This is a genomic window from Streptomyces sp. NPDC056373, assembly GCF_042262425.1.
GTDB lineage: Bacteria > Actinomycetota > Actinomycetes > Streptomycetales > Streptomycetaceae > Streptomyces.
The window spans coordinates 231358-247849 of the sequence record NZ_JBHJPX010000013.1 but is presented as its reverse complement, the minus strand read 5'-3'; the positions used below and the strand labels follow the sequence as shown (position 1 = coordinate 247849).

General features: G+C 69.7%; 10 protein-coding genes. 4 read left to right on the top strand and 6 right to left on the bottom strand.

What is annotated here, in order from left to right; translation table 11 throughout:
• Positions 1 to 22: 22 nt before the first annotated feature.
• The 4 genes from ACFCXS_RS27800 to ACFCXS_RS27785 form a co-directional block, all read right to left on the bottom strand.
• Positions 23 to 1177: an alginate lyase family protein gene (locus ACFCXS_RS27800; protein ID WP_376646060.1), complete on the bottom strand. Its 1155-nt coding sequence runs from the start codon at positions 1175 to 1177 to the stop codon at positions 23 to 25.
• 73 nt (positions 1178 to 1250) lie between these two features.
• On the bottom strand, positions 1251 to 2117 hold the full coding sequence (locus tag ACFCXS_RS27795; protein WP_376646059.1) for a carbohydrate ABC transporter permease: 867 nt from the start codon (positions 2115 to 2117) through the stop codon (positions 1251 to 1253).
• The gene (locus tag ACFCXS_RS27790; RefSeq protein WP_376646058.1) at positions 2114 to 3067 is read right to left on the bottom strand and encodes a carbohydrate ABC transporter permease; all 954 of its coding nucleotides are present in this window, start codon (positions 3065 to 3067) and stop codon (positions 2114 to 2116) included. The genes ACFCXS_RS27795 and ACFCXS_RS27790 overlap by 4 nt, the downstream gene beginning before the upstream one ends.
• Positions 3068 to 3101: 34 nt before the next feature.
• Complete coding sequence (locus ACFCXS_RS27785) at positions 3102 to 4427, bottom strand: ABC transporter substrate-binding protein (RefSeq protein ID WP_376646057.1); 1326 nt, start codon at positions 4425 to 4427, stop codon at positions 3102 to 3104.
• A gap of 367 nt (positions 4428 to 4794) precedes the next feature.
• On the opposite strand from ACFCXS_RS27785, the gene ACFCXS_RS27780 reads away from it, so the two are divergent.
• On the top strand, positions 4795 to 5808 hold the full coding sequence (locus tag ACFCXS_RS27780; protein WP_376646056.1) for a hydroxyacid dehydrogenase: 1014 nt from the start codon (positions 4795 to 4797) through the stop codon (positions 5806 to 5808).
• A gap of 164 nt (positions 5809 to 5972) precedes the next feature.
• Positions 5973 to 8846: a Tat pathway signal protein gene (locus ACFCXS_RS27775; RefSeq protein ID WP_376646055.1), complete on the top strand. Its 2874-nt coding sequence runs from the start codon at positions 5973 to 5975 to the stop codon at positions 8844 to 8846.
• Positions 8847 to 8925: 79 nt separating this feature from the next.
• Here the strand turns inward: ACFCXS_RS27775 and ACFCXS_RS27770 are convergent, their stop codons facing one another.
• Positions 8926 to 11118: an alpha-galactosidase gene (locus ACFCXS_RS27770; protein WP_376646054.1), complete on the bottom strand. Its 2193-nt coding sequence runs from the start codon at positions 11116 to 11118 to the stop codon at positions 8926 to 8928.
• A gap of 111 nt (positions 11119 to 11229) precedes the next feature.
• Here ACFCXS_RS27770 and ACFCXS_RS27765 point away from each other — a divergent pair, with 111 nt between their 5' ends.
• Both ACFCXS_RS27765 and ACFCXS_RS27760 read left to right on the top strand, forming a co-directional pair.
• Positions 11230 to 12345, top strand: coding sequence for a LacI family DNA-binding transcriptional regulator (locus ACFCXS_RS27765; protein ID WP_376646053.1), 1116 nt, complete (start codon positions 11230 to 11232; stop codon positions 12343 to 12345).
• Between the two features lie 158 nt (positions 12346 to 12503).
• Positions 12504 to 12716 (top strand): SUKH-3 domain-containing protein, encoded by a 213-nt coding sequence (locus ACFCXS_RS27760; RefSeq protein ID WP_376646052.1) that lies wholly within the window; start codon positions 12504 to 12506, stop codon positions 12714 to 12716.
• 592 nt (positions 12717 to 13308) lie between these two features.
• Here ACFCXS_RS27760 and ACFCXS_RS27755 read toward each other — a convergent pair.
• Positions 13309 to 16212 carry a SpoIIE family protein phosphatase gene (locus ACFCXS_RS27755; protein WP_376646051.1) on the bottom strand — a complete coding sequence of 968 codons (2904 nt, stop codon included), beginning with the start codon at positions 16210 to 16212 and terminating at the stop codon, positions 13309 to 13311.
• Between the last annotated feature and the right edge of the window lie 280 nt (positions 16213 to 16492).

Sequence of the window (16492 nt, the reverse complement as noted above, 5' to 3'; positions counted from 1 at the left end):
GGGTGCTCCGCCGGGTGAGGGATCAGAGGGTGAACAGCAGGGTGCCGAAGCCGACGTCGTCGCACTGGAAGCCCTCCCCTTCGGGGCGGACGGCCTCGACCGCGGTGTAGGTCCACGGCGCCGGAAGGCTGCGCCGCTTGACGTAGTGGTTGAACGCCATCTCGTAGATGGGCCGCAGGTTGCCCCGCTCCACGGTGGAGAGGGAGTTGTAGGTGGCCTGGCAGGAACCCCAGACGGCGTAGGGCACGTCGTTGCCGGTGTTGTACTTCGCCGTGTACTCGAAGCCGGCGAGGAGCCGGTTGGAGGCGGCGCCGTAGAGGTCCTGGCCCTGGATCCAGGCGATCTCGCAGGCTTCGGCGAGGCTGGCGATGATGAGCTGCGTATGCGCCTGGTCCCGGCCGCTGTCCACGCACTGGCCGGTGTCGCTCAGCACTCGGGTGACCTTGCAGCAGCTGTGGTTGTAGAAGGCGTCGACCCCGGCGTTGTACACCGCGGTGTCGTTGCAGAACACGCCCATGGCCAGCATCGCCTTGATGCAGTTGGTGCCCCAGCCGGCGTCGCCGAAAGTGTTGATCAGCGGAAGGAAGACGTTCCTGAACAGGTTCTCGGTCTGGGTGATCTCCGCCGCGGACCAGCTGCCGGCGGGGGCGGTGTAGCGCATCAGCTCGGCCGCCGCCGCGAGCTTGAACCCGTAGATGGAAGCGGCGAGTTGGGCGTCCTTGCCGGTGATGGAGGTGAGCGTGCCCGACCAGCCCTTGACGATCTGGAGTGCCTTTGCCGCATGGGCGGTGTCTCCGGTGAGGTTCCACATCAGGGCGTTCTGGTAGGCCGCGTTGCAGTCGTTCCAGAACTCCCAGTTGTACAGCTCGGTGCTGCCCCGGTCGACCGAGGCGTACGGGCCGTGCATGGTGTACGTCGACTGCGAGTACTGGTCCGCCCTGAAGACGTTCCAGCCGCTCAGCCAGGGCTCGGTGCCCGCAGCGATCCGGGTCTTCATCCGCTGGATGTCGGAGACCTTGTGCAGCACACCGGGGTGGATGAACGAGGTGACGGCGTGCGCCTGGCCGGTGAGGGCGAGGCCGGTGGCCGCCGCCGTGCCGACGGCGGTGATCCGCAGGAAACGGCGGCGGCTGGGGGTGTCGCCGGAGGAGGGCATGGGGAACTGCGACTCGGACACGGTGCGGCTCCTTCACTCGGCGTCGAGTGTGGTGGATGTGCGGATCCCGGCCGGAAAGGGCTGCCCTTGGTCCCTACTTGAGGCTGCCCATGAGGATGCCGCTGCGCCAGTACTTCTGCAGCGAGAACATGAAGACCGCGAGCGGCACGATGGACAGCAGAGACCCGGTCAGGACGAGGGTGTTCATGTCACGGGCGTTCTGCGCCTGCTGGAGCCAGGAGTACAGGCCCAGGCTGACCGGGAAGGTCCGCTCGCCGGTGAGCATGAACAGGGGCAGGAAGAAGTTGTTCCAGATGTCGATGAAGACGAGCATGAAGATGGTGATGCCGCCGGTCCGCATCAGCCGCAGCGCCACCGTCCAGAAGATCCTCAGTTCCCCGGCGCCGTCGATGCGGGCTGCCTCCATGAGCTCGTTCGGCACGGAGCTGTCCGCGTACACCTTTCCCAGGTAGACCGCGAACGGGTTGATGAAGTACGGGATGAGGATCGACCAGATCGTGTTGGTCAGGCCGATCTCCGCGAAGACGAGGTAGAGCGGGAACGCCAGCAGGGTGCTCGGCAGCAGCGAGGCGCCCACGATGACCGCGAACAGCGCTCCCCGGCCCCGGAACTCGAACTTCGACATCGCGTAACCGGCGGCGAGCGAGACGAGCGTGCAGCCCGCCGCACCCAGCGTGGAGTACAGGATCGAGTTGCCCATCCAGCGGGTGAACACCCCGTCGTGATAGGTCCAGATGTCTTGAAGGTTGCCGGACAGGTGGTTGTGGGAGAACCACAGGCCGAAGGTGGAGTAGAGGTCGGTCTGGTTCTTGGTCGCGGAGACGACCAGGAACCAGGTGGGGGCGAGCGAGTAGAGCAGGAAGAGGATCAGCAGGCCGGTGGTCAGGGCCACCGCCCGGCGGGTGGGGCGCACCGCGCCCCCGTCGACGACGCTGCTCATGACATCTTCCTGTTCGTGACGCGGTAGAAGACGAACGCGATGATCCCGGTGACCACGGCCAGGATCAGCGACTCCGCTGCCGCGTACTGGTAGTTGCCGGTCTTGAACGCCTTGTCGTAGATCTCCATCATCGGAGTGAAGTCGGTGTTGATCGACTCCGGTGCGATCTGCCTCAGCAGCAGCGGCTCGGCGAACAGCTGGAGCCGGCCGATCAGGGAGAACATGCCGGTCAGGACGAGGATCCCGGTGATGTTGGGGATCTTGATCGACCACGCGATGCGCCATTCCCTCGCACCGTCGAGGCGGGCCGCCTCGTACAGCTCGCGCGGCAGTGCCTGCAACGCGGCGGAGATCAGGATCATGTTGAAGCCGACGCCCTGCCACGTGAGCAGATTGCCCAGCGAGAGGTAGGTGTTCAGGCCGCCGAAGAAGTCGATGTCCGCACCCGCGCTGTGGGCCATGTCGAGCAGCGGGGAGCCGGTCGGGCTGTAGAGGAACAGCCACATCACGGTCGACACCACCGCGGGCACCACGTACGGGATGAGCAGCGCCGCGCGGAAGAAGCGCACCGCGCGAGCGGCCACCCCGTCCAGCAGCAGGGCCAGCAGCAGTGACAGCCCGAGCATCACGGTGAGCTGCACGGTGCCGAAGGCCAGGGTGCGCAGCATGCTCGACCAGAAGGCACCGTCGGCCAGGACCGAGGAGAAGTTGGCGAAGCCGGTGAAGACGACCCGGGTCGGGCCGAACCCGAGCCCGCTGCTCTTCTTCTCGTACAGGCTCTGGCTGAAGGCGTAGCCGATCGGTACGACATAGGTGGCCAGGAAGCCCAGCAGGAAGGGCAGCGCGAAGAACAGCCCCTTGCGGGCTCCCCTTCTCCCGGGCCGGCGGGGGGAGGGCCGCCGGCCCGGGGAGGCGGTGGCGACCTCGGCGGGTCGCGTCAGGGTGGACACGGGTGTCTCCAGAAGTGATGCCTACGGGGTGGGGTCAGCTGCCGGCGACGGCCTTGATGCCCTTGGACTTCAGGTCGTCCAGGGTCCACTTCTGCAGCGAGGCCAGCATGTCCTTCACCTTCAACTGCTTCTTCATGACCTTGCCCCACTGCTTCTGCATCTCGGAGTACATGGCCGCGTAGTCGGGCCCGTACTGCCACTGGTCGCCGACCCGGGCGGCGGCCGTGGTGATCACCTTCGCGCTGTCGGACTTCCCGTTGAACATCTCGGTGGGGATGATCTTGTCGACGTACGGCGAGACGTCCTTGACCGCCGGGAAGAGGCCCGACTTGGAGGCCGGGTCGGTGAGGGTGGTCAGCGACTCCTTGCTGCTGGACAGCCAGGCGGCGAACTCGGCGGCGCGGTCGGGGTACTTGCAGCCCTTCAGGACGGCGGTGGTGTCGAAATTGCTGGACGTGCGCGGCTGGGCGGTGTCGAAGAGGGGAGCATCGGCGAGCTGCCACTTGCCCTTCGACTTGGGGAAGTTGGTGTCGTAGATCGGGAGCTGCCAGGTGGAGGTGGTCATCGCGATCGTCTTGCCGAGGTCCCACGTCTTGAAGACGCCCGGGTCGGCGTAGGAGGCACTGGAGGCGAGGTCGTTGTCCACCAGCTGCTGGACGACATCACCGGCCTTAAGCGCCTCGGGCGAGGTGAAGTCGATGACCCAGTGGTCGCCGTCGACCTTGTACCACTGGGCGCCGGCCTGCCAGGACAGGTCGACCAGGGTGCTCGGGTCCTCACCCGCCATGTTGAAGATCTTGACGTTCTTGCTCTCGCTCTGCGCCTTCTTGCCGGCGGCGATCAGGTCGTCCCAGGTCTTGGGAGCCTGGAGGCCGTACTTCTGGAAGAGGTCGGCGCGGTAGGCGGTGAACAGCGGCGAGGAACCCATCGGGATGCCGAACGTGCTGCCTCCGGGACTGACCGCGTTCCACGCGGCGACGGTGTACGCGTCCTTGTACTTGGCCGCCGGCTTGGTGATGTCGGTCAGCAGGCCGTCGGCGGCGAAGCTCGCGAGGTTCATCCCGTCCATCTTGGACAAGCAGGGCGCGGTGCCCGCGTTCACCGCGGCCCGCAGCTTCTGGTAGACGGTGTCGCCGGCCGCGTTGACGAACTTGACCTGGGTGTCGGGGTGCTCCTTGTTCCACACCTTGGTCTGGGCCTCCATGCCGTCGGTCCAGCTCCAGAACTCCAGCGTGACCTTGCCCTTCGTGGTCTTCGCGGCGGAGTCCGAGCCGTCGCCGCCCCCGCACGCGGCGAGCAACAGGGACAGGGAGGCCGCGGCGGCGGCCGCGGCGAGGGCTCTGGTACGGAACAGGGACATCGGTCCTCCACGCAGGGAACTGGACGGCGCTCGCGGTGGGGGTGCCGGCGCGGTCGGATGAGACGGACAGGGATCAGCATCCACTGCCCGGGAAAGGTAACCGTTTGCTGTCGTGGACCGTAGGCCTTAGGCAACGCTGACACAAGAGGGCGGATTGAGATTGTTTCGCCAATCTTGCCGAGCCGTTACGTCGATCCATATCTGACCTGGAAGATTGCCACCGATTCGCACTCTGGGTGATGGACCATGCCGATCAGGTTACCGGTGTTCGAATATTGACCAGCGCCTCAACGCATCCGTAGCGTGGAATACGTTTACTGAGCCGGGCTGTCCGGTTCGCTCCCCTTCATCGCCCCGCAGGAGCGTCATGCCCACCTCACCGCCGCCCGTCGCCGTGTTCGCGATGAACCCCGTGCATCTGACCGAGCTCTTTCCCCCGCCCCTCATGGCCCGGCTGCGGCAGCTCGCGACGATCGACCCGGGCCTCGTCGTGCAGGACTTCAGGGAGCCGACGGCAGCACGGGCGCTGGCCACCGCCGACCTGCTGATCACCGGCTGGGGCTGCCCGCACATCGGCACCGAGGTGCTGGACTGCGCTCCCCGGCTGCGGACCGTACTGCACACCGGCGGAAGCGTGCGCAGCATGGTCGGAGACGCCTTCTGGGAGCGCGGGCTCACCATCTCCAGCGCGGTCGTGGCCAACGCGCTGCCCGTCGCGGAGTACACGCTGGCCACGATCCTCCTCGCCGGGAAGGACACCTTCGGGCTCCGCGAACGCTTCCGCGCCGAGCGCGTGTACCCCGCTCCCGGTGAGTACACCTCCGTCGGCAACCTCGGCCGGCGGGTCGGGATCGTCGGCGCCTCCCGGGTGGGCCGCCGCGTCCTGGAGCTGCTGCGCCCCTTCGATCTGCGGGTCGGCCTGTACGACCCCTACGTGGCCGAGGCCGAGGCCCGCGCGCTCGGCGCCGAAACCCTACCGCTCGACGAGCTGCTGCGCACCAGCGACATCGTCAGCGTGCACGCGCCCGACATCCCGGAGACGTACCGGATGCTCAACCGCGAGCGCCTCGCCCTGGTGCCCGACGGGGGTGTCCTGATCAACACCTCACGCGGCAGCCTCATCGATCACGCGGCGCTCACCGACGAACTGGTCACAGGCCGCCTCAGTGCCGTGCTCGACGTCACGGAGCCCGAGCCGCTGCCCGCCGACTCCCCGCTCTACCGGCTGCCCAACGTCTTCCTCACCCCGCACATCGCCGGTTCCCTCGGCAACGAACTGGCCCGCCTCGGCCGTACGGCCGTGGAGGAGCTGGAACGCCTCACAGAGGGTCTCGGACCGGCACACGCGGTCCGCCGCGCCGAACTCGCCATCAGCGCCTGAACCCGTCTCCCTGCTGCTCACAGACGCTCCTCGGCTCCTCCCTCACCAGCCGCAGCCCGTCGCACGGCGCTCCGCCGCACCTGAGGCCCCGTCGACGCAGCGCGCCCCCTCCCGGGCGGCCACCGCTCCAGGTGGCTGTAGCCGCACCCGAAAGGAACCCGTCCATGTCCGAAGTCCTTCGGCGCAGATCCCTGCTCAAAGCTGCAGCCGGCACCGCCGGCGTCCTCACCGCCGGCCAGCTGTGGCAGGCCGCCCCCGCCGACGCACTGTCTCTCCCCCCGCTCCTGCCGGACGGGCAGGAAGCGCCGCGCGCCCTCGACACGCTCGTTCTCGGTGACGCCGCTTCCGAGTCGGCACACGGGCTGAGCACGACGCTGTCCGACGTCGTCACCGGCGGCCTGGGACAGTCGGCCCGGGTGCTCAACCCCAAGCAGACCACGGACTTCTGGGGCGGCACCCTGGCGGTGACCATGGCCTGCCGTCCCAAGGGCCCCACCTACGTGACGATCAAACTGTGGGGATCGGACGCCGGCGAGGACCTCGGCCGGCTACAGCTGTTCGCCGAGGGCAAGCAGGTCGGCCACTACCACCTCGGAGCCGTCGACCCCCTCGACATCGCAGCCGACGACCCGCGCACCCCGGAGCGGTTCTACTTCCACACGCTGCCGCTGCCCACCGAACTGACCGAGGGCAAGCGCTCCGTCTCCCTGGAGATCCGCGCCATGGGCCGCATCGCCGGGTACTCGCAGAGCGCCTCCGACTACTACAAGCCCATGACCCGCCCCAGCCGCGGGGTCTACCGGCTCTACACCCACCGGGAGCCGTACTTCCGGCTGGACGCCCGCGACGTCACCGGCACCCTGCCCGCCCCCCGGCTGCGCCCCTCCCCCGGGAAGGAGGTCGTGGACACCATCAACGCCCGGGTGGTGGCCCAGGCCGCGGCCGAGGCGTCCCGGACCTCGCCCCAGCTGGACCCCTGGTACCTGGAGTTCCTCGCGCGGGCCTACGCGATGCCGTCCACCGCGGCGTACCGCAACAGCGCCGTGCCACTGCAGATCACCAGCAGCCTGGACGGCCTGTACTGGAAGTACCTCGGCGACAAGACCGTGATGACGGACTCCGCCCAGCAGTGGATGGGTCTGGGCCGCCTCGGCCTGGTCCTGCTGCTGCTCGGCGACACCTACACGTCGCAGTTGGACGAGCCGGTCATCGGCTCCCCCGGCACCATCTCCAACGCCGGCTTCGAGTTCGGCACCACCACCCCCACGGGCTGGCGCTCGGTGACCTGGGCGGGCAGCGGCACCGCCAGCCGCGACACCACCGTCTCCCGCGGCGGCTCGGCCTCGGCGAAGGTGACCATCCCCTCCTCGGGCACGGTGGGCCTCGCCCCCGGCGCCCGCGTCCCGCTGGAGCAGGGCACCTACACCTACGGCGCATGGATCAAGACCGACGGTGTCGGGGCCAACGGCGCCTATCTGGACGTGCTCTTCTTCAACGCCTCCGGCGGCCTGGTCGGGGGCGACAACAAGTTCTACGCCTCCGCGGGCACCCACGACTGGGAGCACGTGACCGCCACCCTGGCCACCCCCGCCACCGCCACCCAGGCCGAGATCCAGGTACGCCTGGCGACCGCGGGCAGCGCCTGGTTCGACGACCTCACCCTCACCCCGCCCGCTACGGCGACCGCCAAGCCCGTGATCCGCCGCGACGCGTGGGCGAAGATGCTGCTGGACAGCCGCGAGTACTGGCGGCAGAACTGGCCGCAGTACACCAACCAGGCCATCATCTGCGCCATCGGCCTCTACCTGGCCGACCGCGGCCTGACCCTCCTCGGTTCGCCCGACGCATGGGGCGAGACCAAGGCCCGCGACTACATCCACCAGTCCGTGGGCCTGACCCCCTGGCTCGGTGCGGAGAAGGCCGACGGCACCCCGACAAAACCGCTGGGCGGCTCCTACTACCAGGTCACCAAGGCAGGCATCTCCAAGGAGCTCGGCTACGCCGGGAACTACGGCGAGCTGCAGGACTGGCTCGCGCTCGTGTACGACGCGGTCATCGGCATCGGTGGCGTCGACGACGGCAAGCTCCGCGCGCACCTGGTCAAGATGGTCAAGGCCCGCGCGGTCTTCCACCACCCGGCGCTGGACGCCGACGGCTACCGGACGATGCGCATCGAAGCCCTCATCGGCTGGCGCGACCCCGAGTACCCCGGCGTGATCGCCTACGACGAGGGCACCAAGTGGGACGGCCACCCGATGCGTCTCGCCACCCTGCTCGAGGACCCCGACATCACCGGGTACGCACGGCAGTCCCTCACCGACAACCAGGTCTTCCACGTCCTCCAGGAGACCTATGACCTGGGCTCCTCGTCCCGGACCAACCTCAACCTGCTGTCCACCGCCGACGACTACGCGTACGTCGCCGGCGCCACGGACACCGGCGCCCGGCTGCCCATGTCTCCCGGACAGCCCGGCTTCGTCTTCTCGGACGAGGAGAACGGTCTGGTCGCCGTCAAGCACGGCGACGAGATCCTCTACGCCTCGCTGTACTGGCGGGCCCGCTGGGGCATCAACCGGCTCGCCCGCGTCCACCTCATCGGCGCCGACGGCGTCGAGCACTCGGCGACCGTGTGGCAGGACGTGAAGTACGTACCCGACGGCCGCGCCGCGACCGAACCCGACTGGGTCAACTTCGAGTTCGGCGTGGCCGACCTGAACATCCCCGGCGGCGGCTTCCCCCCGCCCGGCGGCACCTTGCACCAGGCGTTCGCCGGACAGGTCCTGCCCCTGGCCAAGGCACCCGACGGCGTACCGGACTCCCCGGTGGGCGTCGAGACACCGTACGTCGGTCGTGCCTCCTTCTACCGGTGCGCGTACGGCGCGTACCTGATCGGCATGAACACCACCAGCAACCGGAGTTTCACACTCGCCACCGAGGGCTTCGGCGACTCCGTGAATCTCGTCAACGGCGCCAGAGTGGGAGACGGCGCCGAGCTGAGCGTGAAGCCCGGCACCACGGTGGTGCTGCGCAGGCGCTGAACAGGCCCTCAGGACCGAAGCTCCCTGTCGCCCCCGGAACCGTCCGGGGGCGACAGGGCCGTCACCTGTCCGACGCGGCTCAGGAACGCCCGGGACCGAGGGCGATCAGCACCGCCGACCGCTCGGCCGGCAGGGTCACCCGCAGCGTGCGGGCAGTCTCGTCCCGGTCGAGTCCGGTGCGCTTGCCCGCCTCGAACAGCACCCGCGGCCGACCGCCTCCCGGGAGCGGAAGCGTGACGCTCTCCGGCGCTCCGTCCCGGCGCCACAGGGCCAGCAGAGTCGTGCCGCCGTCGGTCCTCAGTGCCAGTGCGAGCCAGCCGTCGCGCCAGCCGGGCAGCCCCAGCGGCCAGTGCGGTTCGGCATGCGGAAGCAGATGACGGTAGGTCTTGTAGACGTCCACCGCCCTGCGTACGACGGCCGCCTGGTCCGGGGTCAGCAGATCGGGGCGTCCGCTGAGGTGGATGCGCCCGAGCATCGCCGACACCATCACCATGCCGAGTTCCGCCTCGTCGTGCTCTGGCAGCGGGTAGGCCCAGATCGCGGCCTGTTCCGGGGTGACGGCGGTGGGCGAGGCGGCCGCGATGGCGGGAATCAGGCGGAAATCCTGCTGGTCGGTGACGGAGTGGATCGGCAGCCGGGACAGGATCGCGTGATCGGTACGGCTGCCGCCTGCCGCGCAGCTCTCCACGACCAGGGCCGGGTGCCGGTCGAGGATCCCGTCGAGCCAGTCGAGGTAGGCGCGGTTGTGGCCGAGCAGGCCGTGGCCGGGTCCGTCGCCGGGATCGGGGCCGTCGGTGCCGGGGCCGATGTCGATGTTGTAGTCGAGCTTGAGATAGCCCACGCCGTACTCACTCACCAGCCGGTCCACCGTGTCGTCGAGGTGGGCGCGGGCCGCCGGGTGGCGCAGGTCGAGCTGGTGGCGTCCCCACTCCGCGAGCCGCACGCCGTCCCGGCGGAAGAACGCCTCGTCGGGCAGGGTGGCGGCGAGGCGGCTGCGCACACCCACGACCTCGGGTTCGAGCCAGAGACCGGGAACCATGCGCGCCGCTCGGATGTGGTCGAGCACCTCCTTCAGCCCTCCGGGGAAGCGCCGGGCCGACTCTCTCCACTCCCCCGGGGCGTCCCACCATCCCGGCACGCCGCCGGGGCCCACGACGCCGGGCGGCTCGTCGTCGAACCAGCCGGCGTCGATGCAGAAGTACTCGGCACCGGCTGCTGCGGCCGCATCGACCAGGGGCAGCAGGGTCTCGGTGCTCGGCTCGCCCATCAGGCTGTTCATGAAGTCGTTGAAGACGACCGGCAGGCCCTGGTGGTCCGGGTGCGGCCGGCGGATGACGCGGCGGTGACGGGTCATGGCGCGGAGAGCGGCCTCGAACCCGCCTTTCTCCACGAACGCCACGGCGGCGGGAACGGTGCGGAAGGACCCGCCGGGGGCGAGCCGGTGTCGCCACTGGTGCTCACGGTCGGTGGGGCCCGACAGGGTGACGTACACGTCGCCGAAACGGTCGGCGAGTTCGGCGTGCCAGGAGCCGTTGTGCTCGATCTGCCACAGCAGGGCCCGGCCCGTGCCGGTCTCCTCGAGACAGCCCATCGGCAGGTGCTCGGAGGAAGACCAGGAGCCGGTGCTGGTCAGGGTGACGCGATTCTTGGAACCGGTCTGGCCGAACGGCACCATGCCGACGTCGTACAGGCCCCGCTGAGCCAAGGTGGCCCGAGACCAGCGGAACTCGCCGCTCCACGGGTTGGCCGCCGACCACAGGGCGAGGCCGTCCTCCCAGCGCCGGCCGTCGCCGAGATGGCGGGCGAGGTTGGCGAGGGCGAAGGAGGAGACGTACTGGAGGGTGAGGGAGCCGCCGCCGGTGTTCTCCACGAACGCCTGGACGCCGAGGACCGGCAGCTCCTCACGGACCGTGTACAGGGCGGTCACGCGCAGACCGCTCACCGCGTCCGCCATGTGCACGCGCAAGGTCCGCAGGAGCGTGCCGCCCGCCTGCTCCCGCCCTTCTTCATGTCCGGCGTAACGCAGCTCCCGCGAGGCGGCACCGTCCACATGGCGCTTGCCCGACGTGCCGATGCGCCCGCTGCCCGCGACCTGCACCTCGACCAGGGGCAGGGCACGGTGGACGAGCCGGGCGCACGACTCGGGTTCGCGCGTGGGATCGGGCAGCCCGGCGACCGGACCCGCCGCCAGCAGCCGTACCGGGCCGGTGGTGTCGTAGGACAAGAGGAGGGACAGGTCGTCGGTGCCCCAACGCAGGTAGGTGGCGGACATGGGTGGTGGTCTCCTGGGAGGCAAGGGGGGGGGTAAACGTTTACTGTTCCGGGACAGTAGTTTTCTGCACGCGCTCCTCGCAAGGGGGTTCGGATGCAGTAACGTCGGGTTGTGACGAGCGTTGGAAACAGTTCCTCGGACAACGGACAACCCAGGCGGTCCAGGCGTGGACCGAGCGGCACACAGGGCGGCGACCGGCCCAGCACGATTCGCGATGTCGCCACCCGTGCCGGCGTCTCGGTAGCAACCGTTTCCCGCACCCTCGCCGGCAACTACCCGGTGTCCGCCGCCACACGTGCACGCGTCATGGCCGCCGTGGACTCACTGCACTATGTGGTGAACGTGCACGCCAAGGCGCTCTCAGGGCGCGTGGCCGGCCCCATCGCGCTTGTCATCCAGGACATCACCGGCCCGTCGCTGGCCCATGTGGCGGCCGGAGTGGAACAGGAGGCGGCAGACCGCGGCAGGCTGAGCCTCGTCTGCGCCACGCACGGAGACGTGGCCCGCGAGGACGACCTCGTACAGCTGATGCGCGAACAGCACGCGGGCGCGGTGGTACTGGTGGGCGGGGCGGTGCAGGACGACGCGTACCGCTCCCGCATGGCGGGGTACGCCAAGGCCCTGGACGCCGCAGGCTCCCGCCTGGTGCTGGTCGGCCGTCCGCCGCTGCCGGACGGCCTTCCCGTCACGGTGGTCGAGTACGACAACCGCGGCGGCGCCTTCCAGGCCGTGGACCACCTCCTCACCACCGGACACCGGCGCATTCTCTTCCTCGGCGGCGACCCGCTGCTGAGCACCGCCGAACGGCGCCGCGAAGGGTGGCTGCACGCACTGCGCGCCCACGGCGTGCCCCACGCCGAAGAGCTCGACATGCCCGGCCCCTACACCAGGGTTTCCGGTCACCAGAGAATCCGGGAGGCGCTCGCCGCCGGGCTGGACTTCACCGCGGTCTTCGCGGGCACCGACGTGGTGGCGACCGGCGCGCTGGCCGCCCTGCGCGAGGCCGGACTCGACGTCCCCGGCGACGTGTCCCTCGTGGGCTTCGACGACGTCCCTTTCGCCGCCGACCTCAGTCCCGCCCTCACTACCGTCCGGGTGCCGTACGAGGACCTGGGCCGTACGGCCGTCAGGCTGGCTCTGGGCCGCGGGGAGCGTCTGACGGCCGATGACCACGTGGTACTCAGCACACAGCTGGTGATACGGCAGTCGGTACGCCGACCGGGATGACGCAGCCGCGTGCCCAGCCTCACCCCGCACCCTGCGGGCCATCCAATCGGCGACGTAAACGATCTCCGGGTCCTTCGTGGCCATTGCCACTGCCTCGGTGGGGATGTGCGGCGTGCTGGGACAACAGCCAAGGCCGAGTGGGAGAGCGCATAGGACGCATGGGTGAGTCGTTGACGGCCTGCGGTCCACCGGTGCTGGACGCGCTTGGTGCTGCCGGGTGGACAGCAGGTCGCAAGATCGCCATTACGGACTGGACGCGGCAACTGACGGGCGCCAGGTTCGAACCCGACGACGTGGCGGTAGCGGTCTGGACCGAGTTCGGCGAGCTGACGATCGAGAGCTCCTCGACCCGTGCCCCGGTTCGTCACTGAAACATGGACCCCTTGACACCTGCATCGACACCGCCGAGGAAGCGTCCGCGCTGAGTTCACTACGGAGACGACCACTGCCCTCTGGGGATGTGGTCGAGCCGGTTCCGCGCGTATGTCTCAGCCGGCGGTCCGGTCATCGCCGTGGGGCCGCACTGGCTCTGGCCGCTGGGTGCCACCTTCATGGAGGCGATCGCCTAGGTGAAGGCTTCGGCAGCGCGCCCCCTTCGGCGCCCATCGAGACCGAGAGCGTGCTGACGCCATAGTCGGCCGCGGTTTCGACGTCTGTCTCCCCCAGGTCGTGGGTGCTTTGCCAGTTGGACGCCCCGGTGGCAAGGGCTCCGGCAAGGGGTGCGTATCTGGTGACGGCCGTGATCTTGGGAATGGCGGAGCCGAAGGTTCTTCCCGCGTAGTGCCAGGTATGAGACAGGTGGAGGACGCGCACCTGGCAAAGCCGGGCCTGGCCATTGACGCACCCAGCCCGAGCAGGCCGGGTGCGTCTTCGTGTATGAGGGAGAGACAGATGGCACCAGGTGGCCTGACCGCAGGTGCGGGCAAACCGGAGCCAGAACGGGGCACCTTCCTTCCGCTCGGGTCACGGCAGTTGCTGTTCCGTCCAGATGATCTTGCCGTGGGGGGTGTAGCGGGTGCCCCAGCGGTCGGTGAGCCGGGCGACGAGGAAGAGACCGCGGCCGCCCTCGTCCTCGGTCCGGGCGCGTTGCAGGCGCGGGGAGGTGCTGCTGCCGTCGGAAACCTCGCAGATGAGGGTGCGGTCGCGCAGGATGCGGAGCTGGACGGGGCCGGAGGCGTGGCGGATGGCGTTGGTGACGAGTTCACTGACGACGAGTTCGGTGGTGAAGGCCAGTTCGTCGAGACCCCAGGCGGACAGCTGCTCGGTGACCGCCACCCGTGCGCGGGAGACCAGCGCCGGGTCGCCGGAGATGTCCCACTGGGCTACGCGGTCCGCGCCCAGGGCGTGGGTGCGGGCGACGAGGAGGGCGACGTCGTCGTTGGGGCGGCCCTGAACCAGGGCGTCGAGGACCGCTTCGCAGGTTTCCTCGGGCTCTCGGCCGGGGCAGGCCAGGACGGTGCGCAGTCGGTCCAGGCCGTTGTCGATGTCCCGATGCCGGTCCTCGATCAGGCCGTCCGTGTAGAGGACGAGCTGACTGTTCTCGGCGAGTTCCATCTCCACGGTCTCGAAGGGCATACCGCCGAGGCCCAGGGGCGGGCCGGCCGGCAGGTCGACGAAGTCCACGGTTCCGTCGGGGCCGACGATCGCGGGGAGCGGGTGCCCGGCGCGCGTGAGGGTGCAGTGCCGTGACACCGGGTCGTACACCGTGTACAGGCAGGTGGCGCCGACGATGCCGGAGTCGGCTTGGGTGTTGTCCACCTCCCAGCCCTCTCCCCGGTCGAGGCGTCCCACCAGGTCGTCGAGGTGGGTGAGGAGTTCGTCGGGCGGCAGATCCAGGGAGCAGAAGTTGTGCACGGCGGTGCGCAGCCGGCCCATCGTTGCGGCGGCGTGCAGGCCGTGGCCGACGACGTCTCCCACCACCAGCGCCACCCGTGCGCCGGACAGCGGGATGACGTCGAACCAGTCACCGCTCACCCCGGCCTGGGCGGGCAGGTACCGGTAGGCGACCTCGACGGCGCTCGGTTCGGGCCGGCCACGGGGCAGCAGGCTGCGTTGCAGAGCGAGCGCGGTGTTGTGCTCACGGGTGTAGCGGCGGGCGTTGTCGATGCTGGTCGCGGCCCGGCCGACCACTTCCTGGGCCAGGGACAGGTCGTCGTCCTCGAAGGGCGCGGGCTTCTCGGAGCGGTAGAAGACCGCGATGCCGAGGGTCGTGCCGCGCGCCCGCAGCGGCACCGTGATCAGGGAGTGGATGCCGGCCTCCAGCACCTTTCGGAGCCGTTCCGGGTCCTGGGCGAGCCAGCCCTGGGCCTCGGAGAGCACGGGTTCGAGCACCGACTGTCCGGCTTCCCAGCTGCGGGCCTGCGGCGTGGAGGCGACGTACCGGAACAGGTCGCCGACCTCGTACAGGTGGGACTCCTGGTGGATGGACTCCAGCGCGACCCTGCGGAGCATGGATCCGGACCCCAGCGGCCCGGGCTCGTCGCCGTGCAGCACGGAGTCGGGCAGGTCGACGGCGGCGAAGTCGGCGAAGCGGGGTACGGTCACCTCCGTCAGTTCCTCGGCGGTACGGGTCACGTCCAGGGTGGTGCCGATGCGGACGCTGGCGTCGTGCAGCAGCTCCAGGCGCCTGCGGGCCAGCACGGCGAGCCGGCCCACCCCGGGCTCGCCCACGAGCAGCACCCATCCCTCGGCACCGGACTCGTCATGGGTACCGTCCGGCTGGACGGCTGAGGACGCAAGCGTCGCGGGAACGGCCGGGGGCGCGGGAGCCGCCCTCGCCGTCGGCACGGTCCCGGGCAGCGGGTCTGCGGCCCGCGCCCTTCCGGGTGGCGCGATCGTGCCGCCCCTGGTCGGCGCCCCTTCCGGCCCTTCGGTCCCCCTGACCGGTACGGTCGGCCCCGCCGGGGAGGTGAGCTTGGTGTGACGCAGGCGCGGGCCGCCCAGGACGCGCGCCTCGACGACCACGCCCGTCTCACCCGCGGCGCCCGTGACCGGGCGCCGCAACAGGGTCGCCACCCTGCCGCCGGACAGGGTCACCTCGTCGAGGGTGCGGTGCGGTGAGGCGATGAGTTCCTCGGCCTTCTCGCGCAGCACGGCCAGGTCGATCCTGCCGAGCCCCTCTCCGTCCTGGCCACCTCCCGGCTTCCAGGGCCGATGATCGGGCTGCCGCGGCCCGTCACCGGCGGCGCTGCTTCCTCGCGAGGCCATCCGGTACGCGGCGAGCAGCGCCCGCTCGCGTTCAGTCGACTGCTCCAGCAGCCGCGCCTCGATATCGTGGGCGGCCTCTTGCACCAGCCGCATCATGGCAGGGTCGCCGTCGCCGAGGAGACAGGAGATGTCGAGGACAGCCTCGATCCGCCCGCTGAGCGGGTTCCGCACCGGTGCGCCGGCGCACGCCAGCACCGACATGCAGTCGGCGAAGTGTTCTCCTCCGACGAGATAGGTGGGCCCACGCCCGGCCAGCGCGGTACCAGCCCCGTTGCTGCCGGCAAAGTCCTCGGCGGCACAGAAACCCGGAGCGAAGTTCATGTCGTCCAGGAGTGCGGACAGTCGGCCTTTACCGCCGCGCCGCTGCACCACGCGGGCCTGCCCGTCGCAGATGGCGACGGCCATGCTCACGTGCGCGAGTGAGGTGGTCAGCCGCTCCAGTACCGGGTCGGCCGCACGGAGCAACGCTTCCTCCATCACCACGTCCGGCGAGTAGGGGACGACCAAGTGGTGCGGCTCGAGTCCCGCGGAACGACATCGCTTCCAGGAGTCGAGCACCGAGTCCCGGACATCCGAGTCGACCGGCGCCCCGGCGAAAAAACGCTCACGGACATCGACGAGCCCGCCGATGTCGTCCCAGGCGATGGACAACGGGATCACTTCCCTCACCCGGGGACGCCCCCGCAGCGCACCGCCGCTCGGCTGCCTGGCGGGGAAATCCTCCGAGCTGTTTCACCCTAATCCTCGTGTGGTGCAGGCCACAAATATTGAGCGTGGCCCGTGAGCTCGGCCTGCGCACGCCAATCCGTCGCCGGTCTTGATTTCGGTGAGTACGCACCGGCCCCGCGCTGGGCGACCACCCTGATCCGGGCCCTGCTGGTCCTCCCTGCGTCCACCCGGACTCGGCCGCCCGCTCTGCTCGTGCACGGCACTGCCGACT

Bases quoted from the DNA above. Each gene is read 5' to 3' on its own strand.
- ACFCXS_RS27770 (WP_376646054.1), bottom strand. From the start codon at position 11,118: ATGTCCGCCACCTACCTGCGTTGGGGCACCGACGACCTGTCCCTCCTC.
- ACFCXS_RS27775 (WP_376646055.1), top strand. From the start codon at position 5,973: ATGTCCGAAGTCCTTCGGCGCAGATCCCTGCTCAAAGCTGCAGCCGGC.
- ACFCXS_RS27780 (WP_376646056.1), top strand. From the start codon at position 4,795: ATGCCCACCTCACCGCCGCCCGTCGCCGTGTTCGCGATGAACCCCGTG.
- ACFCXS_RS27795 (WP_376646059.1), bottom strand. From the start codon at position 2,117: ATGAGCAGCGTCGTCGACGGGGGCGCGGTGCGCCCCACCCGCCGGGCG.
- ACFCXS_RS27760 (WP_376646052.1), top strand. From the start codon at position 12,504: ATGGGTGAGTCGTTGACGGCCTGCGGTCCACCGGTGCTGGACGCGCTT.
- ACFCXS_RS27785 (WP_376646057.1), bottom strand. From the start codon at position 4,427: ATGTCCCTGTTCCGTACCAGAGCCCTCGCCGCGGCCGCCGCCGCGGCC.